The following is a 23,687-nucleotide window of genomic DNA, read 5'->3' as shown; positions in this document are numbered from 1 at the left end:
CGCCCCGGGAGGGCATGGGCCGGCGCGCATCATGCATGATCGTGGTCATGGGACACCGACCGTCGCAGCCCGCTCGCCCTCCCCGCCTCCCCACCACCGAGGCGGCCGTCACCGCGATCCGGGAGATCGCCGACGAGTACCGCCTGGAGGTGACCGTCTCCGACGACATCGGTGCGGACCAGACCTCCCGTCGCACCTCGGCCGGGGCCTTCACCGTCCTGGACGCGGACGGCTCGCTGCCGCACGAGGCGTTCGTGGAACTGGGCGGCTCCCCGGCCGTCACCGTCCAGGTCTTCCCGGAGGACGATGCGAAGATCACCGTGGACGGGGTGGAGTTCGCCGATGTCCCGCGGGATGCGGTGCCGGCGTTTCTGCGGTCCGTGTACGGCGGGCTCGCGCACGTCAAGGCGCGCTTCTTCCCGCCGGGGCAGTGGCTGGTGGTTCCCCTGCCCGGTGATGAGACGTACAAGGAGCTGGTCTTCCGGGGCGCGCTCAGCCCGTGGATGGCGCGCAACGTCCGCTGAGCGCCGGATGCTCACGCCGGCCGACTGCGCCCGCCGGTTACGTCGGCGGCGGCCGATGCGCCCCCGTCAGCAGTGTCCCGGGCTCCGGCGGTGCCACCTCCGCCGTCTCGACCTTCGGGTTGCGGCGCTGACGCCGGGCCACCCAGTTGGCCAGCCAGGACAGCAGCATGCACATCCCGATGTAGATCGGCGAGATGATCATGACGACCGGGATGAACGGCAGACCGTAGTCCAGGTTGGAGGCGATGAGCTTGCCGGCGTGGAGGAACTCCTCGTAGGTGATGAGATAGCCGAGCGAGGTGTCCTTCAGGGCGACGACCAGCTGGCTGATGATCGCCGGGAGCATGGCGCGGACCGCCTGCGGGACCAGTACATGCATCATGACCTGGGTCTTGCGCATACCGAGCGCATAGGCGGCCTCCCCCTGACCGCTCTCGACGGACTTGACGCCGCTGCGGAAGACCTCGGCGAGCACCGACCCGTTGTAGAGGGTCAGTCCGGCGACCAGGGCGGTCAGCGGCTCGGCCTTGAGCGCCACATAGATGAAGAAGATCATGACCAGCACGGGCATCGCGCGGAAGAACTCCACCACCAGCGTGCTCACCCAGCGGATGAGGCGGTGTGCGGAGAGCCGCCCGGTCGCCAGCACCGCGCCGAACGCCAGCGAGAACACCGCGGCGAAACCGAAGGCCCGCAGGGTGTTACCGAGGCCGGTGAGCAGGAGTTCCTGAATTCCCTTGTAGGTGAAGGGGGTCCATTTGGCAGCGGTGAACTGGCCGGTGGAGAAGAGCAGGTAGACGATCCAGGCGATCAGGGCCACGATGACGAGGATCGAGGCCATCCCGTAGAGGCGGTGGCGCTGTCTGGTGCGCGGGCCCGGAATGTCGTAGAGGGCGGTGGTCGTGGTCATCGTGCGACTCCGAGGTGCTTCTCCAGCAGGTTGAAGATCGCGCTGATGGACAGGGTCACGATCAGATAGCCGACGGCGATCCAGACGAAGGTCCAGATGATGCTGTAGCCCAGCTCGTTGAGGGGTTTGTAGACGCCGAGGAGTTCGGTGACGCTGAACGCGCCGGCGATCGCGGAGTTCTTGGCGAGCGCGATGAGCGTGGAGCCGATGGGCGGGATGACCGAGCGGAAGGCCTGCGGGAGGACGATGTCGCCGAGGGTCTGGGGGAAGGTCATGCCCAGGCTGCGGGCCGCTTCCCCCTGGCCGACGGGCACGGTGTTGATGCCGGAGCGCACCGCTTCGCAGATGAAGGCGGAGGTGTAGCAGCCCAGCGCGAGGATGGCGAACAGCTTGAACGGCAGGACCAGGCCGAAGCGCGGCAGGCCCAGGACGACGGCGAAGAACAGCAGGGTCAGCGGCGTGTTCCGCAGCACCGTCACCCACACCGTGCCGACGGCCCGCAGCGAACCGACCGGTGCGACGCGGAAGGCCGCCATGACGAAGCCCAGCACAAGGGCCAGGAGCGAGGCGAACACGGTGAGTTCGATGGTGCCCAGCAGCCCGTCCCCGTAGAGGGAAAGGTTGTCGAGGAGAACGTTCATGGGCGGGTCCTAGGGTCCTAGCTCGCCGGGTAGCGGTCGATCGGGGGCGGCTTCGGTACGGGCGCTCCGGACAGGCCGAGCGTGGCGTCGTACGCCTTGCGCCAGTCGCCGTTCTTCTCGTCGACGGCGAGCGCTTCGTCGAGCGCGAAGCGGAGCGCGTTGTCGCCGCGCGGTACGCCGATCCCGTACGGCTCCTCGGAGAACGGCTTGCCGACCACCTTCAGCTCGTCCGGCACCTTGGCCGCATAGCCCAGCAGGATCGCGTCGTCGGTGGTCACCGCGTCGACCTGATAGGTCAGCAGATTGTCGACGCACACCGAGTAGGTGTCGTAGGTGACCAGGTCGGCCCTGGGGTATTCGGCCTCGATGCGCTGCGCCGGGGTCGAGCCGGCCGCCGAGCAGACGCGTTTGCCGGCCAGGTCCTGCGGTCCGTGGATGTCGTTCTCGTCGGTCCGGACGAGCAGCGACTGACCGGCCATGTAGTACGGCCCGGCGAAGCCCACCAGCTTCTTGCGCTTGTCGTTGATGGTGTAGGTGCCGACGTAGTAGTCGATCTGGCCGTTCTGCAGGGCCGTCTCGCGGTTGGCGGAAGCGATCGTCTTGAACTCGATGGTGCTCGGCGGGAAGCCGAGGGCGGCGGACATCATCCGGGCGATCTCGATGTCGAAGCCGGAGTAGCGTCCGGACGCCGGGTCCTTCTCGCCGAGGTAGGGCTGGTCCTCCTTGACGCCGACGACGAGGTGGCCGCGGCGCTTGGCCCGTTCCCAGGTCGGGGAGGCGGGCAGGGTGAAGTTCCGGGCGACGACGTAGGCGGGCAGTTCGCTGCCCGCGGGGCCCTTGACCGGCGGGCTGCCCTCCCGGCCGCAGCCGGCGGCGGCCAGGGCGAGCGCGGTCAGGACGAGGGCGGCCAAGGTGCGGCGCAGGGGCGTGAGGGGAATGTACGGCATCGCGGCGCCCCCGTTCAGTGCTTGAGGATCTTGGAGAGGAAGTCCTTCGCACGCTCGCTCCGCGGAGCGGTGAAGAAGTCCTCGGGGGTGCGGTCCTCGACGATGCGGCCGTCCGCCATGAACACGACGCGGTTGGCGGCGGAGCGGGCGAAGCCCATCTCATGGGTGACCACGACCATCGTCATGCCCTCCCGGGCGAGCTGGCGCATGACCTCCAGCACCTCGTTGATCATCTCCGGGTCCAGGGCGGAGGTCGGCTCGTCGAAGAGCAGTGCCTTGGGGTCCATGGCAAGGGCGCGGGCGATGGCGACGCGCTGCTGCTGGCCGCCGGAGAGCTGGGCCGGGTATTTGTCGGCCTGGGAGCCGAGCCCGACCCGGTCGAGGAGTTCGCGGGCCCGCTGCGCCGCCTCCTCTTTCTTCTTCTTACGGACCTTCATCGGCGCCAGCATGATGTTGGCCAGCACGGTCTTGTGGGCGAAGAGGTTGAAGGACTGGAACACCATGCCGACCTCGGCCCGCAGCCGGGCGAGCGCCTTGCCCTCTTCGGGCAGCGGGCTGCCGTCCAGCTCGATGGTGCCCGACTCGATGGTCTCCAGGCGGTTGATGGCCCGGCACAGGGTGGACTTCCCGGACCCGGAGGGGCCGATGACCACGACCACCTCTCCGCGGCCGACGGTGAGGTCGATGTCCTGGAGGACGTGCAGTTTCCCGTAGTACTTGTTGACCCCGCGCATTTCAATCAGCGCATCACCGGCCATATGCAGACCTGCCCACTCTCATCCGTACAGCGGAGTGCCCGCAAACTACCGGGACAAAAGGGGCGATCCTTCCCGGACACGCACGGAGGCAGGGACGGGGGTGCCGAAACCACGGCGACGGGGGAACCCGGCAACGGAGGAACCCGGCGACGGCGGCCGCCGCTGACGCCCGGTCAGCTCTCCGCGCCCTCCGCATAGACCTGGGACAGCTCGGGCGCACCGACGTCGGCCCACTGGTGCCCGGCCTCCACCACATCGATCTCCCGGCCCGAGGTCAGCCTCACCACCGGCTGCCCGTCCGGCCACACATGCCAGACGGCGCCGGGCACCGTGCGCACCAGGACCGTGCCCAGATAGAGCCCGGCGTCATTGCCGAGCCAGGCCACCACCTCCGGGTCGTCCCGCCACACCGGCTGCAGCTGGTCCAGCGCCTCCAACGACGCTACGGAGTCGTCCAGTTCCACCCCTTCGACAGCGGCCTGCGCCCGCAGCAGCTCGCATTCGGACAACAGCTCGATGACGCTGTCGGGGTCGGCGCTCACCGACTCCGCGAGGGGCACCGAACGGCCGGGGCGCGACCGCTTGCGCCACTTGTCCAGAAAAGACGTGTTCATGGTGTGAGGGTCCCACCCGCACCAGGGCCGGGGCCACAGGCGCGCGGCGCGACAAATCCCCGATCGTCACCTTGACGCCCCCCGCCCGCCTTCCTACGGTCATGGCGCTCGGATCGGATATCCCGGTCCGCCGGAGCCCCCCACCCCTCACGGGAACGGCCGGATCGCAGCTCAGCACCTGCCCGTTGACCTCGCCCGGATCCACGAGAGGGAAGGCCATGATGCGCGTACGACGATGGGGCACCGCCCTGGCACTCCTGCTCACCGCGACCGCACTGCCCGCCGTCACCGCAACCGGCACCGCCACCGCCCTCGGGGCGCCGGCCACGGGGGCTCCGGGAGCACCGCACCCGCTGCGGCCGTCGCCCCTGGCGAGGCTCTTCGACAACAAGGCGATCAGCGACGACGCCGGACCGGGCGCCGCGGACTTCGACGGCGCGGGCCATTCGCTCTCCGCACAGGACCTGGCGGCCGCCGGCTGGCGGCCGGGCAGCCGGCTCACCCTCGACGGCGCCCGGCTCGGCTGGCCCCGTACGGCGCCCGGCGCTGCGGACAACGTCGTCGCGGACGGGCAGACGGTGGCGCTGCACGGACAGGGGAGCGCGCTGACGTTCCTTGTCGCCGGGACGGGGACAGAAGGTGTACCGGCCGCCGGGACGGGAACGGAAGGCGCACCGGCCACCAGCACCGGGACGGTCCGCTACCGCGACGGCTCCCGGTCCGCCTATGAACTCACCGCGCCCGACTGGCGTTCGGGCCCGCTCAGCACCAAGGCGGTGGCGCTGCCGCACGTCAACGGCCCGGACGGGCAGAGCGCACAGGACCCGGCGCGGCTGTACGCGGTGTCCGTACCGCTGCGGGCCGGGCGCGAGGTGGCGTCGGTGGTGCTGCCGCGGGACCCGGGTCCGGCGGCCGATCTCCATGTCTTCGCGGTAGCGGTGAAATCCAACTCGCCCGGGAGAACGGGGAGTTGGTCGGCGAGCACGGCCGGCTACCGGGCGGTCGGCCCCTGGACGGACCGTACGCTGCGGCTGGTCGTGCACGCCGGTGCGGGCGGGCCGCGCGCGCGGATACGGCTGGCGAACACCTTCGCGGCGGCGCCGGTGGACATAGGGGCGGCGAGCGTGGCGGTGCAGGGCGCGGGGGCCGCGGCCGAGGCCGCGCCCGTGCCGGTGACCTTCGACGGCGGCCACGGCGGCACCCGGATACCGGCGGGCGCCGAAGCCGTCAGCGACCCGGTCGGCTTCCGGGTCCCGGCCGACACCAGCCTGCTGGTCAGCATCCATCTTCCCGGGACGGTGACGGCGGCGCCGGTCCACCAGGAGGCCGGCCAGGTCTCGTATCTGAGCGCCACGGACAGCGGGGACCGCACCGGTGACACGGGCGGGGCGGCCTATCCGGAGACCCTGACCGTCTGGCCGTTCCTGACCGGCGTCGATGTCGACGGCGGACCCGGTTCGGTCGTGGCGCTGGGCGATTCGATCACCGACGGCGTGAAGTCGACCGGCGGCGCCAACCGCCGCTGGCCCGACGTGCTCGCCCGCCGCTTCCAGGCCCAGAGCGCCCTCCCCCGCTACGGCGTACTCAATCAGGGCATCTCCGCGAACCGCATCGTCACCGACCGCTACCAGGGCGACGGGGTCAGCACCGATACCGGCGGGGTCAGCGCCCAGCACCGCCTGGAGCGGGATGTGCTGGCGCAGCCCGCCGCCCGCACGGTCGTCGTCTTCGAGGGGATCAACGATGTGCGCTGGGGCACCACGGCGGACGAGGTCATCGCCGGTCTGCGCGCCCTCGCCCGGCGTGCGCACGAGCGGGGGCTGCGGGTCGTGGCGGCCACCGTCGCCCCCTGTGAGGGCTACAAGGACTGCACCGCGGACGTCGAGGCCCGCCGCCGGTCCGTCAACGCATTCGTCCGCGCCCACGGCGGCGTCTTCGACGCGACGCTGGACTTCGATGCCGTACTGCGCGACCCGCAGCGCCCCCAGCGACTGCTGCCCGCCTACGACAGCGGCGACCACCTCCACCCCGGCGATGCGGGGCTGAAGGCGCTCGGCGACTCGGTGGACCTGCGGGCGCTGGTGCCGGGGCAGGGCTGACGGAGGGTCAGCCACCGGCGCCCGGAAACACCCTGTGGCGACCGCTCACACCTCCAGGTCCACCACCACCGGCGCATGGTCCGACGCGCCCTTGCCCTTGCGCTCCTCGCGGTCGACGTAGGCGTCCGAGACGGCCTTGGCGAACGGTTCGTTGCCGTAGACCAGGTCGATGCGCATGCCCTTGTTCTTGGGGAAGCCGAGGGCGCGGTAGTCCCAGTACGTGAACGGGTGGTCGTACTTCAGGGGGCGCGGGACGACGTCCGTGAGGCCCGCGTCGCGCAGGGCCGCGAGGGCGGCGCGCTCGGCGGGGGTGACATGAGTGGCCCCGTCGAAGACGGAGATGTCCCAGACGTCGTCGTCGGTCGGGGCGACGTTGTAGTCGCCGAGGACCGCGAACGGGCGGGAGCCCGCCGCGTCCTCGGCGACCGCGGCCTTCAGGGCCTCGAACCACTGAAGCTTGTAGGCGTAGTGCGCATGGTCGACCTCGCGGCCGTTGGGGACGTACACCGACCAGACGCGGGCCGGGCCGCAGGTCGCCGAGATGGCGCGGGGCTCCTGCGCGCCCTCGTAGTCCGGGCCGCCGGGCAGGCCCTTGACGACGTCCTCCAGACCCACCTTGGACAGCAGCGCCACACCGTTCCACCGGCCGTCGGCGTTGACCGCCGCTTCATAGCCGAGCTGGCGCAGCTCCTCGTAGGGGAACTGCTCGGCGGAGCACTTGGTCTCCTGGATGCACAGCACGTCCGTGCCGGTGCTCTCCAGCCAGGCCATCAGCCTCGGGAGGCGGGCGGTGATCGAGTTGACGTTCCAGGTCGCGATGCGCATGTACGTAAACCTACAGCGGGGGTGTGACAGGCGGGCGGGGCAGGAGGGCGGGGGCGGTCAGCCGACCGTGGTGGCGGTGCCGGGGGCCAGCCGGCCGTGCTCGGCGCCTCCGAGCTTGTCGATCATGGAGTCGTAGACCGGCCGGGCGTGGTCCTGGAGCAGGCTGTCGTGGATGTCGATGGCCCGGTGCGGCGCGACCGCGCGCACATAGTCGATGACCTCGGCGACCTTGTTCCAGGGAGCGTGCACCGGAAGCAGGAGGGTGTCGATGCTGCGGCCCTCGGGGACGGTGAGCGCATCGCCGGGGTGGAAGACCGCACCGCCGTCGATCAGATAGCCGACGTTGGTGATGCGGGGAATGTCGGGGTGGATGACGGCGTGCAGCTGGCCGTGCACCTCGACGTCGAACCCGGCGGCGGTGAAGGTGTCGCCCTCGCCGACGGTGTGGACCCGGCCGGGGAAGGCGGCCGAGAGCTGCCCGGCGACGCTCGCCAGGGTCCAGATCTCGGCGCCCGGATTCGCCTCCATCCCCGCGCGGAGCCGGTCCTCGTTGAAGTGGTCCATGTGCTCATGGGTCACCAGGATCGCGTCCGCCCCGACGGCCGCGTCCTCCTCGCTGAACACCCCCGGGTCGATGACGAGCGTCTGCCCGTCCTTCTCGAGCCGGACGCAGGCATGGGTCTTCTTCGTGAGTTCCATGCGGCCATCTTGCCGCGGGCGGCAGGGCCGGGCGGTGTTCCCGGCCCGCCCCGGGGCGCGTGCCCCTCGCCCCTCCGGGGTCAGCCCTCCGGGATCAGCCTTCCGGGGTCGTCTCCTCCCTTATCACCCGCTGAGCCACCGAGAAGGCGGAGTTCGCCGCCGGGACGCCGCAGTAGACCGCGGTGTGCATCAGGACCTCCTTGATCTCGGTGGGGGTGAGACCGTTGCGGAGGGCGGCGCGGGTGTGCAGCGCCAGTTCCTCCTGGTGGCCGCGGGCGACCAGGGCGGTGAGCGTGATGATGCTGCGGGTGCGGCGGTCGAGGCCGGGGCGGGTCCAGGTCTCGCCCCAGGCGTAGCGGGTGATGAAGTCCTGGAAGTCGCCGGTGAAGTCGTCGGCGGCGGCCTCGGCGCGGTCGACATGGGCGTCGCCCAGGACCTCGCGGCGGACCTTGATGCCCGCGTCGTACGTACCGCCGCGGACCGGCTCCTGCTTGGTGAGGCCGGACTCTATGGCGGCGGGCGGCGCGGCCGGGGGCGGGGGCGGCGGGGGTGCGATCTGCGCCTTGGGGGCGGCGGCGCCGAGGGCGGGCTGGCCGGCCGGGCCGGGCCTGTCGTGCCAGGCGGTGGTGAAGTGCCGGATGAGGAGTTCGGTGACGGCCGAGGGCTGCTCGACGGGCGCGAGGTGGGAGGTGCCGGGCACGAGGGCGAGGCTCGCGTCCGGGATTCCGGCCACCAGGCTGCGGGCGTCGGACGTCGGGGTGACCTGGTCCTCGGAGCCGACGACGACGAGCGTGGGCACGCCGACCCGGCTGAGGGAGGACCGTACGTCGTAGGAGGCCAGCGCCTCGCAGGCGGCGATGTAACAGCCGGGGTCGGTGGTCCGCACCATCTGGACGGCCCATTCGACGATTGCGGGCTGGGCAGCGGCGAAGCCGGCGGTGAACCAGTGCTCGGGGGAGGTGCGGGCGATCGGGTCGAGTCCGTTCGTACGGATCACCACGCCCCGCTGGCGCCAGGCGTCGGCGGTGCCGTAGCGCGACGACGAGGACACCAGGGCGAGGGAGGTGACCCGGTGCGGCCGGGTGAGCGCCAGCTGAAGGCCGATGGCACCGCCGATGTTGCAGCCGGCGTAGCCGAAGCGTTCGACGCCGAGGAGGTCGAGGGTGGCCACCAGGCGGTCGGCGAGTTCGGCGATGGAGGATGCGGCGTGGGCGGGCGAGCCGCCATGACCGGGCAGATCGAAACGGATGACCCGCCAGTGGCGGGTCAGTTCGGGGATCTGCCGGTCCCACATGTGCCATGTGGTACCGAGCGATGCTCCCAGTACGAGTACGGGTGCGTCGTCGGGACCGTCGATCCGGTGCTGCAGGGTCTTCTCACTCACCCGACCAAGCTACCGACTCTCTGACGCGGTCCTGACACCCGGGTCAGGAAGAAACAGGACGAAGAGCCCCGGAAAGAAATCAGAACTTGACGGTCGAGACGGTGTAGACGACGGGATGACCGGGTTCGTCATAGCTGACCATGATCCGCTGCGAGGGGTGGGGCGCCGGCTTCGGATTGACGGTGCCCGCCCACGGCCAGTCGACGCTGAAGTCCCAGCCGACCTTCGCGCCCTGCTCGGGCGGAATGGTCTTCGCGCCCTTCTTCAGAGCGGCGGTGCTTGTGCCCACGGCCTTGAGGTAGTGGTCGAGGCCCCAGTCGTTGGTGCGGAACTGCACGAAGAGCGAGCTGGTCTTCCACGAGTTGGTCTCGTAGTAATAGACCGGCGTGGAGCCCAGCGGCACCGGGACGTCGTAGATCCGCTGCTGGACCTTGGAGGGGAAGGCGTTGGTCAGGCCGGTGGCGGCGGCCTCCGCCTCCTTGCCCTCGCCGCTGTCCCGGCTCTGTTCGGCGGAGATGACGATATAGCCGGCTGGGATCGCGATCAGCAGGAAGATGATCAGCGCCATCAGCAGGGGACGGCGGGGCTTGCCGGCGGGCGGCGGGGTGGGGTGATGGTCGTCGTTCATGGGATTCAGGTCGGTGTCGGTCATCGGCGGCCGGACCGTTCGTAGCGCTCGTAGCGCTCGACGCGGCGGCGGTTGGCCCGCCGGAAGCGGCGGGCCACCAGACGGGCGAGGTCGGCGGCACCGACCATACCGGCCTCGGGGCCCAGCTGGGCCTTGGCGATGGTGGCCTCGGGGCGGTAGCCGCGGCCGGTCAGGGTGCGCCGGAAGGCGTCCCGGGCCGGGCCGATCAGCAGGTCGTCGGCGGCGCTGACGCCCCCGCCGATGACGAAGCAGGACGGGTCGAGGGCGGCGGCGAGGTTGGCGATGCCGACGCCGAGCCACTGGCCGATGTCCTGGAGGAGCTCGACGCACATCGCGTCGCCCTCCCGGGCCAGCTCGGTGATCAGCGGGCCGGTGATGTCGCCGATCCGGCCGCCGACCCGCTCGATGATGTTGTACGCGACCGGGGAGTCGGCGGCGGCCAGCTCCCGGGCCTCGCGGACCAGGGCGTTGCCGGAGCTGTACTGCTCCCAGCAGCCGCGGTTGCCGCACGGGCAGCGGTGGCCGCCGGGCACGACCTGCATATGGCCGAATTCGCCGGCCACGCCGTATTTGCCGCGCTTGACCGCGCCGTCCTCCAGGATGGCGCCGCCGATGCCGGTACCGAGCGTGATCATGACGAGATGGTCCTCGCCGCGCCCGGCGCCGAACCGCCACTCCGCCCAGGCGGCGGTGTTGGCGTCGTTGTCGACCATGACGGGGACGGCCAGCCGGCCCGCGAGGCGGTCGCGCAGAGGCTCGTTGCGCCAGTTCAGATGGGGGGCGAAGAGCACTCGGCTGCGGTCCGCGTCGACCCAGCCGGCCGCGCCGATGCCCACCGCGTGGACGTCGTGCCGGTCGGAGAGGTCGAGGACCAGCTCGGTGATGGTGTCCTCGACGACCTTGGGGCTCTTGGACTTGTCCGGCGTCTCGGTACGGACCTTCTCGAGGATGGTGCCGTCGGCGTCGACCACGCCCGCCATGACCTTGGTGCCGCCGATGTCGATGCCGACGGTGGGCACCCGGGGGGCGGTCAGATGCGAGCGCCGCTCACGGGTGCCGACCGTGCGCAGGACGGTGGCTCTGGCGGTTCCGCGGTGCACCCGGTCCCGGTACATGCTCATCGGCCCGCCCCTTTCCCGTGACGTGCTCCGTGGCGGATGCCGTTCCGGTCGCGGCGGCTGCGTGCGCGCAAGAGTCGTCTCGTCCCTGCGGGTCTCAGGAGGCCGGGGCCTCGGCGTGCATCGTTCGCATGGCCTGCATGCTGCGGATGGTTCGGATGGCTCGGTGCGATTGTGCATCACCCGCGGTGTCCGGCGCACCGCGGCGCGGGACGCCGCGCCCCGCGCGGCCCGGAGGCCGGCGCGGGGCGTGATACAAGATCACTCCGGCCGGTGACCTCCGGGGAATTCCGGGGTCGCGGTGCGGGCCAGCTCATGGCTGAGCTGTTCCAGCTCGCTGCCGCCCGCCATCTGGCGGGTCAGCTCCTCCAGGGCGATCTCCGACTTGGCGTGGCTGCCGGCCATGGTGCCGCGCTTGAGGAGGACGAAACGGTCGCCGACCAGGTAGGCGTGATGCGGATTATGGGTGATCAACACCACGCCGAGCCCGGCGTCCCGCGCGGCCGCGACGTACTTGAGGACGACGCCGGACTGCTTGACGCCGAGCGCCGCCGTCGGCTCGTCCAGGACGAGGACCTTGGCGCCGAAGTAGACGGCGCGGGCGATGGCCACGCACTGCCGCTCGCCGCCGGAGAGGGTGCCGATCGGCTGGTCGACATCGCGCAGATCGATGCCCATCCGCAGCAGCTCGCTGCGGGTGGTCTCGCGCATCGTGGCGACATCGAGCCGCTTGAAGGGGCCCACTCCGGTGGTCGGCTCCGAGCCGAGGAAGAAGTTCCGCCATACGGGCATCAGCGGAACGACTGCCAGGTCCTGGTAGACGGTGGCGATACCGCGGTCCAGGGCTTCCCGCGGCGAGGCGAGCCTGGTGTCCTCACCCTCGATGGTGAAGGTGCCGGCGTCGTGCTGGTGCAGCCCCGCGATGATCTTGATGAGGGTGGACTTGCCGGCGCCGTTGTCGCCGAGCACGCAGGTGACCTCGCCCGCGTGCACCTCCAGGGACACGCCCTCCAGCGCCTTGATGTTGCCGTAGAACTTGCTGACCTTGTCGAGCTCGACCAGGGCTGTCATGACTTGTCCTCCGCCCGCTTGCGGACCCATGCGTTCAGGAGAGTGGCGAGCAGCAGCATCGCGCCGAGGAAGAACTTGTACCAGTCCGGATTCCACTGCGCGTAGACGATGCCCTTGCTGGTCATGCCGAAGATGAAGGCGCCGACCGCGGCACCGATCGCCGAGCCGAAACCGCCGGTCATCAGGCAGCCGCCGACCGCGGCCGCGATGATGTAGAGGAATTCGTTGCCGACACCGTCGCCGGACTGGATCGCGTCGTACGAGAACAGCAGATGCTGGCCGGAGACCCAGGCGGCGAAGGCGACGCCCATGTACAGGCCGATCTTGGTCTTGGTCACCGGGACGCCGACCGCCCGCGCCGCGTCCGCATTGCCGCCCACCGCGAAGATCCAGTTGCCGACGCGGGTGCGCAGCAGGATCCAGGTGGCGACGGCGACCAGCACGATCCACCAAATGATGGTGACCTGGACGTCCACCTCACCGATGGTCAGATGCGAGGCGAAGAGCGCACGGGCCGACTCGAAGCCCTCCATGTCGGCGATGGACTTCGTGGAGACGGTGCCGCTGATCAGCTTGGTGAAGCCGAGGTTGAGGCCGGTCAGCATGAAGAACGTGCCGAGCGTGATGATGAAGCTGGGGAGTTTGGTGCGCGTCAGCAGCACCCCGTTGAAGACGCCGATGGCCAGCGTGACCAGCAGGGACACCCCGACGCCGACCCAGGTGTTGGCCGTCATCTGGTAACTGAACATGGACGAGATCAGTGCCGAGCTGACGACCATGACACCGGCCGACAGATCGAATTCCCCGCCGATCATCAGCAGCGCCACCGGTACGGCCATGATGCCGATCGTCGACGAGGCGTAGAGCACGGTGGAGAGGCTGGAGGCCCGCAGGAACGGTTCGGCGGTGAGGGCGAAGAAGAGGAAGACGGCCACGGCGCCGACGACCGAGCCCAGTTCGGGGCGGCCCATCAGACGGCGCACCAGGGAGCGGTGCAGCAGCCGTTCGTCCCGTATCGATGCCTTGACGGTGGTGCTCATCGGGTCCCCCGCTTCGTGAGTTCCTGCAGGGCGGCGGCGTCCTTCTTGGTGATCACCTGGGGTCCGGTGAGCACCGGCTTGCCACCGCCGAGGACGTCGGAGTTGTACTTGTACAGCCAGAGCAGGTCGATCGCCTCATAGCCCTGGAGGTAGGGCTGCTGGTCGACGGCGAAGCCGAGCGAACCGTCCTTGAGGCCGTTGGCCACCTGGGCATTGAGGTCGAAGGTGTCGATCTCGGCCTTGCTGCCGGCCTGCTCCCTGGCCTTCACGGCCGTGGCGGCGAAGGGCGCGCCGAGCGTGACGACGGAGTCGATGGAGTCGTCCGCCTGGAGCTTGGACTCGATGGACGACTGCACATCGGGCATGTTCGTGCCCTCGACGTACAGCTTCTCCATCGTGCCCTTGAAGGTCTTCTTCGCTCCGTCGCAGCGCTGCTCATGCCCGACATTGCCCTGCTCGTGCAGCACACACAGGGCCTTCTTCCGGCCCCGCTTGTTCAGTTCGTCGCCGACGGCCTCGCCCGCCACCGTCTCGTCCTGCCCGATGTGGCTGAGCGCGCCGAACGCCTTGGACTCCGCGGCCCCGGAATTCACCGTGATCACCGGTATCCCGGCCTTCTCCGCCTTTTCCACCACGTCCTTCATGGCACTGGGCTTGGCGAGGGTGACGATCAGCCCGTCGACCTTCTGGTCGATGTACGACTGCACCAGCTGGCTCTGCCGCTGGGCCTCCTCGTCGTGCCCGTACAGGAACTTGATGTTGTCCTTGACCGCGGCCTGCTGGGCGCCCTTCTGCACGATGTCCCAGAAGGTGTCGCCGTCGCCGGAGTGGGTGACCATGGCGAACGTCCACCTGGGGGTGTTCACCGCCGCCTTGCCGCCCGCCGTCTGTGCGGCGCGCTCCTGCTCGGCGCGCAGGCCTCCGGTGCTGCTGCACCCCGCCAGGGAGGCGCCGAGCGCCGCCGCCAGCACGGCACTCGCGACGCGTCCCTTTCTGCGCACCCGTCCTCTTCTCCGAACCGTTGCCACGAGGACTTGCCCTTCCCGCTGATCTCGCTGTGTCGGACGCATTGCCGGTACCGGCCCAACCGGCCAAGTATCCGTTACCGGTGATCTGTACCGGTTCGTGGGGTCATTCATGGGGTCGTTCATGCGGTTGTTCGTGGGGTCATTCATGGGGCCGTCCATGGGATCGTTCATGGGGTCGTTCATCGGGTGCCCCGTCCCGTGTACTCCTCCAGCTTCGGCACATCCTTGCCGGTGACCAGCTCCGGCCCGGTGAGCACCGGCTTGCCGCCGCCCAGGACGTTGGCGTTCGCCTTGTGCAGCGCGAGCAGGTCCACCGCCTCGTACCCCTGGAGGTAGGGCTGCTGATCGACCGCGAAGTCGACGTCCTTGGCCTTGAGGAGCTTGACCACGGCGGCGTTCAGATCGAAGGTCGCGATCGCCGCCCGGCTGCCGGCCTCCTGCTTGGCCTTGACGGAGATCGCCGCCATCGGTGCGCCGAGGGTGACGATCGCGTCGATGGACTTGTCGGACTGCAGCTTGGCCTCGACGGAGGACTGTGAGGCGGGGGCGTTGGTGCCGTCGACGTTGAGGTTCTCCACCCGCCCGCCGAAGCCCTTGCGGACACCGGCGCAGCGGTCCTCGAGCGACACATTGCCCTGCTCGTGGATGACACAGAGAACCTTCTTCCTGCCGCGTTTGTCCAGCTCCGCGCCGACCGCCTCGCCCGCCACCGACTCGTCCTGGCCGATATGCGTCAGCGCCCCGTACGCCTTCGAGAACTGGCCGCCGGAGTTGATGGTGACGACCGGGATGCCGTGGGCCACGGCCTTGCGGACCACCGCCTTGAGGGCTTCCGGCTTGGCGAGGGTGACGATCAGCCCGTCGACCCTCTGGTCGATGTACGACTGGACCAGCTCGGCCTGTTTGGCGCCCTCCTTGTCGTTGGCGTAGAGAAACTTCACCCGGTCCTTGGCCGCGGCCCGCTCCGCGCCGTTCTGGACGATGTCCCAGAAGGTGTCGCCCTCGCCGGAGTGACTGACCATCCCGATGGTCATGCGGGGCGCACGGGACTCCCCGTCGGCGTCCTCACCACCGGAACCGCTGCACCCGGCGACCAGCGCGAGGGCCGCCACCAGGGCGGCGGCACCGCGGACGGTGACGGGTCTGGCCGTACGCACTTTTCGCGCGCTTCGCACGCCGATCATCGTGGAACCGCCTTTGCTCCAGGCCGCCGGAATGCGGCTGGAGCAGATCTAACGGCGGGCGCGGAGCCGCGTCAATACTTTGTCCGAACATTCTGATGACTGGCCTGGCTCGGGGGCGGGTGCGGGACGCGGCTGTCCGGCGGACCGGCGCCGAAAGCCCGCGGCGCCCGCCGCTCCGCACCACCACCTCAAGGACGGACGAGGCATCCCATGCGCTCCACTCCGCCGCGGCGCTTCATCGCATCGACGGAAGCCGGGGCGCGGCGAAGGCGCGGGGGGCGGCCGCGGCTTGAGGGAAGGCCGTCGCGGGGATGCGGCCATGGGCAGGCCTCGGCCGACGCGCGGCATGCACATGCGGCATGCGGCAGCGGGCATGCCGCCGTGAGGGGGGAGGCCGCCACGGGAATGCCGCCGGGGACCACCATCCGGGAATGCCGCCCCGGACCGCCGCGTTGTGGAGCTGCAAGGGGCCCACGCATTCCCTAGGGGATCTGTTCGAACAACCCCTAAGAGTTCAGGGCCGCACCAGCAGCTGGAACTCGAACGCGTACCGGGACGCGCGATACACGTGGGAGCCGAACTCCACCGCGCGTCCGGTGTCGTCGAAAGTGGTGCGCTGCATCGTGAGCAGCGGGGCGCCCTCGGGCTCGTCCAGCCGCTCACCCTCCTCCGCGGTGGCGGCCCGCGCGCCGACGGCCTGACGGGCGCTGTGCAGGGTGATCCCCGCGGACCGCATGAGCCGGTACAGCCCGGTCGCCTCCAGCTCGGCGGTCTCCAGCTTCAGCAGCCCGGCGGGAAGATGGTTGCGCAGATGCGCCACGGGCTCACCATGCGCCAGCCGCAGCCGCTCGACCAGCGCGACCTCCGCGCCCTCGGCGATACCCAGCGCGGCGGCCACCTCGGCGTCGGCCTCGATGGTGGTGTTGAGCAGCACCCGGGTGGCGGGCTTCTGCCCGGCCGCCTCCAGGTCGTCGTAGAGGCTGCTCAGCTCCAGCGGGCGCTTGACCTGGCTGTGTACGACCTGGGTGCCGATGCCGCGACGGCGCACCAGCAGCCCCTTGTCGACCAGCGACTGGATCGCCTGGCGCACGGTCGGCCGGGACAGTCCCAGCCGTCCGGCCAGCTCGATCTCGTTGCCGAGCAGGCTGCCGGGCGCCAGCCTGCCGTTCTCGATCGCGGCCTCCAGCTGCTGGGAGAGCTGGAAATACAACGGGACCGGACTGCTCCGGTCCACGCTGAACTGGACAGGGCTCTCGGCGCCCGCGGCGTCTGTATCGCGTTTCCCCACGCTGGCGAGCGTATCCGTCCGCGCACATGACGGGAAGTCCAGAGGTCACATTGTCCGGACAAGGGGGGTGCAGGCAGGGGTACGGGCAGGGGTACGGGCATGGGGCGCCGGCAGGGGCACACGCATGGGTGCGGACCCGGGCGCCGCGGCGGCTACCAGGGCAGCGGGCGCCCGTCGCGGAAGAAGCCGCCCGTCGGACCGTCGTCCGGCAGCGTCGCGGCGTAGACGACGCTCGCCGCGCCTTCCGCGACCGGCCGCCCGCCCGGCCCTCCCATGTCGGTGGCCACCCAGCCGGGACAGACCGCGTTGACCAGCACTCCGTCGGCGCGCAGCTCATCGGCCAGCATCCGGGTCAGCGCGTTCAGACCGGCCTTTGAGGCGGCGTAGGCGGGCGTACCGCCGCCCATCCCGGCGAGCGAACCGGCCTCGCTGGAGACATTCACCAGTCGCGGATGGGCCGAGGCACGCAGCAACGGCGCAAAGGCGATCGCCATCCGCCATGGCCCGTAGAGATTGGTCTCGGCCGCCTCCCGGACGATGGCGAGGTCGGCGGTGACGGCACGCTGCCAGGTGTCGTAGTGGATGCCCGCGTTGTTCACCAGGACGTCCAACCGGCCGTAGTGGCGGGCGACTTGGGCCGTGGCGGCGGCAATGCTGCCCTCGTCCGTCACATCGAGGCGCAGCGCCCGGACGGCACGCCCCGTCTCCTCCGCCACCTCTCCGGCGACATACTCGGCGGCTTCCAGGGAGCGCCCGGTCAGTACGACCGTGTGCCCGAGGGTCGCCAGTTGCCGGCTCACCTCCCGGCCGATTCCGCGGGTGGCACCGGTGACGAGGGAGACAGGGGAGGGGGAGTCAGGGGTGGGATCTGAGGTGGGGGCGAAGTCGGGGTCGGGATCGGTGGGAGCGGAGGGGGCAGGCGTGGGAGGCATACGGAGGCTCCTGGGGCGGATGGTGGCCAGGCGTAGGGATAGGCATAGGCACAGGGATAGGGATAGGGATACGTAGCCGGTCACACCCGTTCCCTCACCTCACGTCGCCCACCTGCACGCTCTTCCTCCTTGGGTTCCAGGGTTCCGGGGTTTCCCATCGCTTCCCCTCGCTTGCGTCCCCCCTGACGCCCCCTCAAGACATCATCATCGAACCCCGCCCATCGAAGCCCCCGCCCAAGGAGCACCCCTGTCCGTACGCCGCATCGTGCCCGACCTGAGGATCGAGGTGGACGATGTCGAGGCGGTGCACGAGGTGGCCCTGACCACCGGCGCGCCCGCTCACCCCACCCCCCTCACTTCATCCACGCATCCTCGTACTTCCGGTACGTCCCGTCGTGCGTGGCCAGATGCACCCACTGATCCACATACGCCTTGAACTCCTCGTCGCCGCGCGGCAGTACATAGGCCTTCTCGGAGAAGGTGAACGGCTTGTCGGGGTGGACCGAGCACAGTTCGGGGTGGATCTTGGCCTGGTAGCGGGTCTCGCTCGCGTCCGTCATCATCACGTCCGCGCGGCCGGCGATGATCTCGTCGAAGATCGTGGTGTTGTCGGGGTGCACGGTGAGGGTGGCGCGCTTGATGTGTGCGCGGGCGAACTCCTCGTTGGTGCCTCCGGGATTCACGACGACCTTTGTCCCGGGGCGGTCGATCTCCTCCAGCGTCCGGTACTTGTCCTTGTCGGCGCAGCGGACGATGGGTGTCTTGCCGTCCGTACGGGTGGGCTCGCTGAAGTACGCGGCGCGGGCCCGCGCAAGGGTGAGGGAGACGCCGCCCATGCCGATGTCGCAGCGGCCGGCCGCGAGGTCGCCGACGAGGCGGGCCCACGTCGTGGCAACGTAACGCGGCTTGGCGTCCAGGCTCTTGGCGAGGTCCCGGGCCATCTGGATGTCGACGCCGCTGTACTTGCCGGTCTTGGAGTCGCGGTAGGTGAAGGGGCGGTAGTCGCCGGTGGTGCAGACACGCAGCACCCCGCGCCGGGGGACGGCGTCCAGCAACGTGGCCCCCGGGTGCCGGGCGGCGGCCGTGGGGGCGGAACCCGGTGTGGGTGCGGGGGTGGTGGCGGGCGAGGGGGCGGCGGCGGTGAGAGTGAGCAGACCGGCGAGAGCGGACAGCGTGGCGGCGCGCTTCATGGTGACTCCTGCGGCACGGTGACTACGGTGGCATGGGGACTACTGCGGCATGGTGACCACTGCGGTACGAGCGTGATCATGCGATCGGGACGATCAGGGTGGCAGAGGCTTACGTCTTGGTGAAGTGCTTGACCGGCCAGCGGGAGGGGAGGCAGCCGCAGGGCCCGGTGCCGTCGTGGGAAGGGCGTGCCCGGGGCATGCAGAAGCGCATGGCGGTGTCGTACCGCTGGGGACGGGGCGGGACGGGGCGCGGGCAGCTCATCGGTCGTCACTCCCCTTGCGAGGGCGTCGGTGAGCTGCCCGCGTCCGGGACCGGGACCGGAGCATTCCTCAGCCGCGGTACAGCTCGGCCGTGACGCCGGGCGCCTGGTGGTCGGGGGCGGCTTCGGCGAGGCGGGCGACGAGGTCGGCGGCGCGCTTGGCGACGGTGTCGCGGTCGCCTTCGGAGAGCTCGGCGCCCATGCCGACGGCGACCGCGCCCGCCGCGATCCAGTCCGGCGCGTCCTCGACCGTCACCCCGCCCGTCGGCAGCAGCGGCACCTGGGGCAGGGCGGCGCGGACGTCCCGTATCCAGGAGGGGTGGTGCGCGGAGGCGGGAAACAGCTTGAGGGCGTCCGCGCCGAGCTCGAGCGCGCGGACCATTTCGGTCGGCGTCGACACACCGGGGAAGACCGGGACGCCGTAGCGGTGGCCCGTACGGATGACCTCGGCGTCCAGGCTCGGCGAGACCAGGTAACGGGCGCCGGCGTCCACCGCCATCCGGGCCGACACCGCGTCAAGGACCGTGCCCGCGCCGATGACCGCGTCCTCGCCCAGCTCCCGGCTGAGGGTGGTGACCGCCTCCAGCGCGAACGGCGTGGTCAGGGATATCTCCAGGCTGGTGATGCCGGCCGACAGCAGGGTGTCGGCGGTGGCGCTCGCCTCGTCGTACGTCGTGCTGCGGACGATGGCGAAAACCCGCTGCGCCAGCGCGGCCCGGGTGATCTCCCAGCGATACACGGCAGTTCGCCGTCCTTCCTTGTCTCCAACGCTCCATGCCGCCGCTCGCCGTACCCGACGGCGATGACCGCACTTCCTGGGGCGCGCGAAAGCAACCGACCACGTCGTGGCGACCAGCCACCTCACGTCAGGGACCGTGCCCTGGCCACGGGCCGCGTCACGGCCACCGGCCGCTCCACGGCGCGACCGCTGCCCGGCACTTTCCGCTGGATGGCACTGACCACTACATGGTCTCTTCGCCGCCGATGCCCGCCCACTCCTCGTTTCCACCGAAACGCTACCGGCATCCCCTGACAATCCTCCCCCGGGGGTGCGCCCCCGCACCCCCCTTCCGCCAAGAATGGGCGGAACCGACAGTCCGGGTCCGGACACAGCACGGCGGCGGCCGGGGTGCCTGTGCCCCCCGGCCGCCGCGGTTCTCGAATGAAGCGGTTCCGTGTGAATCGGCTCTGCGTGAAGCGGTTCTGCGTGAAGCGGTTCTGCGTGAAGCGGTTGTGCGTGAAGCGGTTCTCTCGCTGTCCCGTGGCCTCAGCAGTTGAAGTCGACGAGGTCGAACGTCCGGTAGTGGTCGGCGGTGTAGTAGTCCTCGTTCTTCTTCTCACCAGTCACGATGCGCCGCGCACCGCGGTCGGGAGAGCCGGGAGTGACGACGGTGTACTCGTGGTAGTAGCCGGTGTTCTGGGCCGGGAGGATGCCTTCGCGGTTGTCGAAGACGGTGCCGTCCTTCGGGTACGGGAAGGGCCCGCCCTTGCCGATCAGGTCCAGGGTGTCGTGGGCCTGGGAGGGCAGCTTGGAGTAGCAGATGTTGCCGACGGCGTTCACGTGCACCGGCGTGGCGTGCGCCGTCGCGGCGTACGCGGTGACCTGGTGCGGGGTGGCGACCGCCGGTGTGGCGGCGACCGCGGTGCCGCCGATGAGCAGGGCCGAGGCGAGGGCGCCGGCGGCGCCGATCCTGGTGATCCGTGGGGGGATTCTCATACCGTCCAGCATGACGCGCGTAGACATGAGCCTGTCAATCCCAACAGGCCTAAGTTTCCCAGGAGTTCACAGGATCCCCACCTCGGATCCCGCCTCGTCCCCCGCCCCGCCCCGTCCCCGCCGCGACCGCAACGGCGGCGTGATCCCGGCTCGGGACAGCCCCTCAGGCCGCCGGGCGGCGGCCCCAGGCGGAGATCATCGGCGCGGTGCCCAGGTCGAGGCCGCCCGCGGCGATGTTGGCCAGGTGCCGGTCGATCTCGTCGTCGGTGGCCAGCCCCGCGGCAACGAGCTTGTCGCGGACCTGGCGGACGGTGGCCTCCTCCAGCGCGGTGCACGCGGGCGAGGTGATCGGGAAGTAGGCATCGGCCTCGACGTCGGCCAGCCCGGCCTCGCGCAGCAGCCGCGGCAGCTTGCGCCCGTACGCCAGATCCGCGCCGCGCTGCCGCAGCAGCTCACGGCAGCCGCGGCGCAGCCTGTTGGCCAGCTCCTGCTCGGGTCCGTACTCGTCGGGGCAGATCAGCGGCAGCAACGCCGGGTCGCCGTCCTCCAGCACCAGCCACCCGCCGGGGCGAAGCGCCTCGACCATCGACCGCAGGGCCTTGTCGCGGTCGGCGACGTGGACCAGTACGAGCCGGGCGTGGATCAGGTCGAACGGGCCCCCGGCCGGGGGCTCCTCGGCCGCCACGTCGTGGCGCAGCACCTCGAAGCCCGCCGCCTCCCGCATCCAGGAGGTGTCGATGTCGGTGGCCACCACGCGCCCGGTCGGGCCGACACGCTCGGCCAGCCAGGCCGGCGTGGCGGGCCCGCCGGCGCCGATCTCCCAGCACCGCCACCCCTCGCCGACCCCGACCGTCTCGAAGTGCCGGAACGTCGACGGGTCGAAGAGCGCCGACAGCGCGGTGAACCGCTCCCCCGCCTCGGCCTGCCGGTTGTCCAGAAGGTAATCATTGTCGGAAGTGTCGCGTGTGTCCTGTGTCATGGCGCGATCATCGCACGCGGACCGTGGCACGGTCTGTGCCGGCAGCCACAGCCGTGGCAGGAAGGGCTCACTCAACTCCCCTTCCGCACCTGCCGGTTCCCCTCGCACCGCGCCCGGGTTGCGCCCGGCGCCGACCGATCACGGGGGATGCCGCGCCTTTGCCTAAGAGGCAAAATCTTTGCCTCTTAGGCGAGGGCTCGTTATACCGGGAACATGACGGACACGGACCCTGCCGAGCCTCCCGACGGCCCTCCGGGCACCTCGCCCGACCCCGCTCCCGGTCTCGGCCCCGGGGAGCTGCCCACCGTCGCGCCCCGGCTGCGTGACCTGCGGCGGCGCAGCGGGCTGACGCTGGAGACCGCGGCGCGGCGGGTCGGGCTGTCGCCCGCGCATCTGTCCCGGCTGGAGACCGGCCGGCGCCAGCCGTCGCTGCCGATGCTGCTGGCCCTGGCCCGTACGTACGGAACCACGGTATCCGACCTGCTCGGCGAGACCGCGCCGGAGCGGGACCCGATCCTGCGGGCCGGCCGTACGGAACCCTCGGAGGCCGGCGGCTGGACGTACTGGACCGTGGGCGGTGCCGGGCGGGCGATGCAGGCGCTGCGGGTGCATGTGCCGCAGCGGGCGCAGGGTGAGCTGGTGCGGGTGCATCCGGGCGAGGAATGGCTGTACGTCCTCAAGGGGCGGCTGCGGCTGACGCTCGGTGAGGCGGTGCATGTGCTGGATCCGGGGGACGCCGCGCACTTCGACTCGCTGACGCCGCACCGGATCGCGGCCGCCTCCCGCGGCGGCACGGAGCTGCTGTTCGTCCACACACTGCTGCAGAGCGGGGCCGCGGAGCTGTGCCTGGGGGACGGGGCCCCGCGCCGTGGTCTGTGACACAGCCGACACCACCACCGAGCCCAGGGAAGGACCGTAAGCCGTGCCCGACCAGACACCCGAGGCCAGCCCCGCCCGCGAGTACGTCGAGACCAGGACGCCCCGCGGGGTCTATGTCCGCGTCTTCATCTATGTCGTCGCCACGCATGTCCTGCTGGCCTTCATGAGCCTGCTGGTGGTCATCGCCAAGACCCGCTAGACGCGCTACACGCCCTGGACACGCCGGACGCGGCGGGGCCGGGCGGTGTTCCCGTGACACGCCCGCGTCCGCACTCAGCGGGTGCCGCGCGCGGCACGCCACTCGGGGGCGAGCACCGACCAGATCTCGGTGTTCTGCCGTACGCCCCGGTAGAGGTGGTTCTCGCGCTGGACGCCGTCGCGGCTCATGCCGAGGCGCTTGGCCACGTTGATGCTCGGCGTGTTCTCGGAGGACACCAGCCACTCCACGCGGTGCATTCCGCGCTCCTCGATCGCCCAGTCGATGATCACGCGCACCGCACGGGTGACCAGACCGCGTCCGGCGGCGGCCGGTTCCAGCCAGCAGCCGGCCTCGCAGCTGCCGTTGCCCGCGTCGAAGACCCGGAAGAGGACGCCGCCGACGAGGAGCCCGTCGAGCCAGATGCCGTAGAGCCGGCCGGTGTCGGTGGCGGCCTTGTCGGCGTACGACTGGAGCCAGCCCCGCGCGGAGCCGAGGTCGGCCGCGACGTCGGGGAGCCCGACATGCCGGCCTATGTATTCCCGCCCGCGGTCGATGTGGGCGAGGAACTCCTCGGCCTGCCAGGGCTCCAGGGGCCGCAGCTCGGCTCCGTCACCCAGCGAAATCGCGAACATTCCCGTCCTCCTCGGTGGCCGTGCCCGTCCTCCTCGGTGGCCGCGCACAGTCTCTGGATCCTCGCACGGCAGGGGCCTGCGGTGTCCGGGAGGTCGCGATCACCCGGCCCGCCCGCCCGG

Annotated in this window: 25 protein-coding genes; 4 read left to right on the top strand and 21 right to left on the bottom strand. The window is 70.6% G+C overall.

All coding sequences use genetic code 11. The features are described from left to right. Positions 1-47: 47 nt before the first annotated feature. Complete coding sequence (locus tag ADL29_RS14425; protein ID WP_053924124.1) at positions 48-524, top strand: hypothetical protein; 477 nt, start codon at positions 48-50, stop codon at positions 522-524. Between the two features lie 37 nt (positions 525-561). Here ADL29_RS14425 and ADL29_RS14420 read toward each other — a convergent pair whose 3' ends face one another. The 5 genes from ADL29_RS14420 to ADL29_RS14400 form a co-directional block, all read right to left on the bottom strand. Continuing rightward, a complete protein-coding gene (locus ADL29_RS14420; RefSeq protein ID WP_053924063.1) occupies positions 562-1,434 on the bottom strand; it encodes an amino acid ABC transporter permease in 873 nt (290 codons plus the stop codon). Continuing rightward, positions 1,431-2,075, bottom strand: a complete 645-nt coding sequence (locus ADL29_RS14415) for an amino acid ABC transporter permease (protein WP_046925297.1) — start codon at positions 2,073-2,075, stop codon at positions 1,431-1,433. Before ADL29_RS14415 ends, ADL29_RS14420 begins: the two co-directional genes overlap by 4 nt. Before the next feature lie 17 nt (positions 2,076-2,092). Further along, positions 2,093-3,022 (bottom strand): glutamate ABC transporter substrate-binding protein, encoded by a 930-nt coding sequence (locus tag ADL29_RS14410; RefSeq protein WP_053924062.1) that lies wholly within the window; start codon positions 3,020-3,022, stop codon positions 2,093-2,095. Positions 3,023-3,036: 14 nt separating this feature from the next. Beyond that, on the bottom strand, positions 3,037-3,780 hold the full coding sequence (locus ADL29_RS14405; protein WP_053924061.1) for an amino acid ABC transporter ATP-binding protein: 744 nt from the start codon (positions 3,778-3,780) through the stop codon (positions 3,037-3,039). A gap of 173 nt (positions 3,781-3,953) precedes the next feature. Continuing rightward, positions 3,954-4,394 (bottom strand): DUF6278 family protein, encoded by a 441-nt coding sequence (locus tag ADL29_RS14400; protein WP_053924060.1) that lies wholly within the window; start codon positions 4,392-4,394, stop codon positions 3,954-3,956. Between the two features lie 221 nt (positions 4,395-4,615). On the opposite strand from ADL29_RS14400, the gene ADL29_RS14395 reads away from it, so the two are divergent. Continuing rightward, positions 4,616-6,493 carry an SGNH/GDSL hydrolase family protein gene (locus ADL29_RS14395; RefSeq protein WP_053924123.1) on the top strand — a complete coding sequence of 626 codons (1,878 nt, stop codon included), beginning with the start codon at positions 4,616-4,618 and terminating at the stop codon, positions 6,491-6,493. A gap of 45 nt (positions 6,494-6,538) precedes the next feature. On the opposite strand, the gene ADL29_RS14390 is transcribed toward ADL29_RS14395, so the two are convergent. From ADL29_RS14390 to ADL29_RS14320, 15 genes are all read right to left on the bottom strand, one after another. Further along, positions 6,539-7,318: an exodeoxyribonuclease III gene (locus tag ADL29_RS14390; RefSeq protein WP_046925301.1), complete on the bottom strand. Its 780-nt coding sequence runs from the start codon at positions 7,316-7,318 to the stop codon at positions 6,539-6,541. A 57-nt stretch (positions 7,319-7,375) separates the two neighbouring features. Next, positions 7,376-8,017: an MBL fold metallo-hydrolase gene (locus ADL29_RS14385; protein WP_046925302.1), complete on the bottom strand. Its 642-nt coding sequence runs from the start codon at positions 8,015-8,017 to the stop codon at positions 7,376-7,378. A gap of 94 nt (positions 8,018-8,111) precedes the next feature. Then, entirely contained in the window at positions 8,112-9,401 is a 1,290-nt protein-coding gene (gene pcaDC, locus ADL29_RS14380) for a bifunctional 3-oxoadipate enol-lactonase/4-carboxymuconolactone decarboxylase PcaDC (RefSeq protein WP_053924059.1), read from the bottom strand. 79 nt (positions 9,402-9,480) lie between these two features. After that, entirely contained in the window at positions 9,481-10,053 is a 573-nt protein-coding gene (locus ADL29_RS14375) for a hypothetical protein (protein ID WP_053924058.1), read from the bottom strand. Beyond that, complete coding sequence (locus ADL29_RS14370; RefSeq protein WP_053924057.1) at positions 10,050-11,171, bottom strand: ROK family glucokinase; 1,122 nt, start codon at positions 11,169-11,171, stop codon at positions 10,050-10,052. Before ADL29_RS14370 ends, ADL29_RS14375 begins: the two co-directional genes overlap by 4 nt. Positions 11,172-11,429: 258 nt before the next feature. Further along, on the bottom strand, positions 11,430-12,239 hold the full coding sequence (locus ADL29_RS14365) for an ATP-binding cassette domain-containing protein (RefSeq protein ID WP_053924056.1): 810 nt from the start codon (positions 12,237-12,239) through the stop codon (positions 11,430-11,432). Then, a complete protein-coding gene (locus ADL29_RS14360; protein WP_053924055.1) occupies positions 12,236-13,279 on the bottom strand; it encodes an ABC transporter permease in 1,044 nt (347 codons plus the stop codon). Before ADL29_RS14360 ends, ADL29_RS14365 begins: the two co-directional genes overlap by 4 nt. Further along, a complete protein-coding gene (locus tag ADL29_RS14355) occupies positions 13,276-14,280 on the bottom strand; it encodes a sugar ABC transporter substrate-binding protein (RefSeq protein ID WP_470622044.1) in 1,005 nt (334 codons plus the stop codon). The genes ADL29_RS14360 and ADL29_RS14355 overlap by 4 nt, the downstream gene beginning before the upstream one ends. A gap of 206 nt (positions 14,281-14,486) precedes the next feature. Next, positions 14,487-15,491, bottom strand: a complete 1,005-nt coding sequence (locus ADL29_RS14350; RefSeq protein WP_053924053.1) for a sugar ABC transporter substrate-binding protein — start codon at positions 15,489-15,491, stop codon at positions 14,487-14,489. Positions 15,492-16,005: 514 nt separating this feature from the next. Then, complete coding sequence (locus tag ADL29_RS14345) at positions 16,006-16,779, bottom strand: GntR family transcriptional regulator (protein WP_078970996.1); 774 nt, start codon at positions 16,777-16,779, stop codon at positions 16,006-16,008. A 152-nt stretch (positions 16,780-16,931) separates the two neighbouring features. Further along, a complete protein-coding gene (locus ADL29_RS14340) occupies positions 16,932-17,711 on the bottom strand; it encodes an SDR family oxidoreductase (RefSeq protein ID WP_078970995.1) in 780 nt (259 codons plus the stop codon). Between the two features lie 353 nt (positions 17,712-18,064). Then, complete coding sequence (locus ADL29_RS14335; RefSeq protein ID WP_053924052.1) at positions 18,065-18,901, bottom strand: transporter substrate-binding domain-containing protein; 837 nt, start codon at positions 18,899-18,901, stop codon at positions 18,065-18,067. Positions 18,902-19,231: 330 nt separating this feature from the next. After that, a complete protein-coding gene (locus ADL29_RS14330; protein WP_053924051.1) occupies positions 19,232-19,900 on the bottom strand; it encodes a bifunctional 4-hydroxy-2-oxoglutarate aldolase/2-dehydro-3-deoxy-phosphogluconate aldolase in 669 nt (222 codons plus the stop codon). A gap of 528 nt (positions 19,901-20,428) precedes the next feature. Beyond that, positions 20,429-20,878 (bottom strand): guanyl-specific ribonuclease, encoded by a 450-nt coding sequence (locus ADL29_RS14325; protein WP_053924121.1) that lies wholly within the window; start codon positions 20,876-20,878, stop codon positions 20,429-20,431. A 163-nt stretch (positions 20,879-21,041) separates the two neighbouring features. Further along, positions 21,042-21,857 (bottom strand): methyltransferase domain-containing protein, encoded by an 816-nt coding sequence (locus tag ADL29_RS14320; protein ID WP_053924050.1) that lies wholly within the window; start codon positions 21,855-21,857, stop codon positions 21,042-21,044. Positions 21,858-22,070: 213 nt separating this feature from the next. Between ADL29_RS14320 and ADL29_RS14315 the strand changes: the two genes are divergently transcribed. Both ADL29_RS14315 and ADL29_RS44110 read left to right on the top strand, forming a co-directional pair. Further along, positions 22,071-22,736 (top strand): helix-turn-helix domain-containing protein, encoded by a 666-nt coding sequence (locus ADL29_RS14315; protein ID WP_245689399.1) that lies wholly within the window; start codon positions 22,071-22,073, stop codon positions 22,734-22,736. Positions 22,737-22,779: 43 nt separating this feature from the next. Next, positions 22,780-22,935, top strand: coding sequence for a DUF6126 family protein (locus ADL29_RS44110; RefSeq protein WP_169795232.1), 156 nt, complete (start codon positions 22,780-22,782; stop codon positions 22,933-22,935). A 74-nt stretch (positions 22,936-23,009) separates the two neighbouring features. Here the strand turns inward: ADL29_RS44110 and ADL29_RS14310 are convergent, their stop codons facing one another. Then, the gene (locus ADL29_RS14310; RefSeq protein ID WP_053924049.1) at positions 23,010-23,567 is read right to left on the bottom strand and encodes a GNAT family N-acetyltransferase; all 558 of its coding nucleotides are present in this window, start codon (positions 23,565-23,567) and stop codon (positions 23,010-23,012) included. Positions 23,568-23,687: the final 120 nt, after the last annotated feature.

Origin of the sequence: Streptomyces chattanoogensis (assembly GCF_001294335.1) — a bacterium.
Classification (GTDB): Bacteria; Actinomycetota; Actinomycetes; order Streptomycetales; family Streptomycetaceae; genus Streptomyces; species Streptomyces chattanoogensis.
This window is presented reverse-complemented; position numbering and strand designations above follow the sequence as displayed.

Excerpts from the sequence above, each read along its gene's own strand:
- ADL29_RS14410 (WP_053924062.1), bottom strand. The coding sequence starts at position 3,022 with ATGCCGTACATTCCCCTCACGCCCCTGCGCCGCACCTTGGCCGCCCTC.
- ADL29_RS14335 (WP_053924052.1), bottom strand. The coding sequence starts at position 18,901 with ATGAAGCGCGCCGCCACGCTGTCCGCTCTCGCCGGTCTGCTCACTCTC.
- ADL29_RS14360 (WP_053924055.1), bottom strand. The coding sequence starts at position 13,279 with ATGAGCACCACCGTCAAGGCATCGATACGGGACGAACGGCTGCTGCAC.
- ADL29_RS14375 (WP_053924058.1), bottom strand. The coding sequence starts at position 10,053 with ATGACCGACACCGACCTGAATCCCATGAACGACGACCATCACCCCACC.
- ADL29_RS14385 (WP_046925302.1), bottom strand. The coding sequence starts at position 8,017 with ATGGAACTCACGAAGAAGACCCATGCCTGCGTCCGGCTCGAGAAGGAC.
- ADL29_RS14315 (WP_245689399.1), top strand. The coding sequence starts at position 22,071 with ATGACGGACACGGACCCTGCCGAGCCTCCCGACGGCCCTCCGGGCACC.
- ADL29_RS14415 (WP_046925297.1), bottom strand. The coding sequence starts at position 2,075 with ATGAACGTTCTCCTCGACAACCTTTCCCTCTACGGGGACGGGCTGCTG.
- ADL29_RS14420 (WP_053924063.1), bottom strand. The coding sequence starts at position 1,434 with ATGACCACGACCACCGCCCTCTACGACATTCCGGGCCCGCGCACCAGA.
- ADL29_RS14425 (WP_053924124.1), top strand. The coding sequence starts at position 48 with ATGGGACACCGACCGTCGCAGCCCGCTCGCCCTCCCCGCCTCCCCACC.
- ADL29_RS14350 (WP_053924053.1), bottom strand. The coding sequence starts at position 15,491 with ATGATCGGCGTGCGAAGCGCGCGAAAAGTGCGTACGGCCAGACCCGTC.
- ADL29_RS14310 (WP_053924049.1), bottom strand. The coding sequence starts at position 23,567 with ATGTTCGCGATTTCGCTGGGTGACGGAGCCGAGCTGCGGCCCCTGGAG.
- ADL29_RS14325 (WP_053924121.1), bottom strand. The coding sequence starts at position 20,878 with ATGAGAATCCCCCCACGGATCACCAGGATCGGCGCCGCCGGCGCCCTC.
- ADL29_RS14390 (WP_046925301.1), bottom strand. The coding sequence starts at position 7,318 with ATGCGCATCGCGACCTGGAACGTCAACTCGATCACCGCCCGCCTCCCG.
- ADL29_RS14405 (WP_053924061.1), bottom strand. The coding sequence starts at position 3,780 with ATGGCCGGTGATGCGCTGATTGAAATGCGCGGGGTCAACAAGTACTAC.
- ADL29_RS14395 (WP_053924123.1), top strand. The coding sequence starts at position 4,616 with ATGCGCGTACGACGATGGGGCACCGCCCTGGCACTCCTGCTCACCGCG.
- ADL29_RS14365 (WP_053924056.1), bottom strand. The coding sequence starts at position 12,239 with ATGACAGCCCTGGTCGAGCTCGACAAGGTCAGCAAGTTCTACGGCAAC.
- ADL29_RS14400 (WP_053924060.1), bottom strand. The coding sequence starts at position 4,394 with ATGAACACGTCTTTTCTGGACAAGTGGCGCAAGCGGTCGCGCCCCGGC.
- ADL29_RS14370 (WP_053924057.1), bottom strand. The coding sequence starts at position 11,171 with ATGAGCATGTACCGGGACCGGGTGCACCGCGGAACCGCCAGAGCCACC.
- ADL29_RS14320 (WP_053924050.1), bottom strand. The coding sequence starts at position 21,857 with ATGACACAGGACACACGCGACACTTCCGACAATGATTACCTTCTGGAC.
- ADL29_RS14340 (WP_078970995.1), bottom strand. The coding sequence starts at position 17,711 with ATGCCTCCCACGCCTGCCCCCTCCGCTCCCACCGATCCCGACCCCGAC.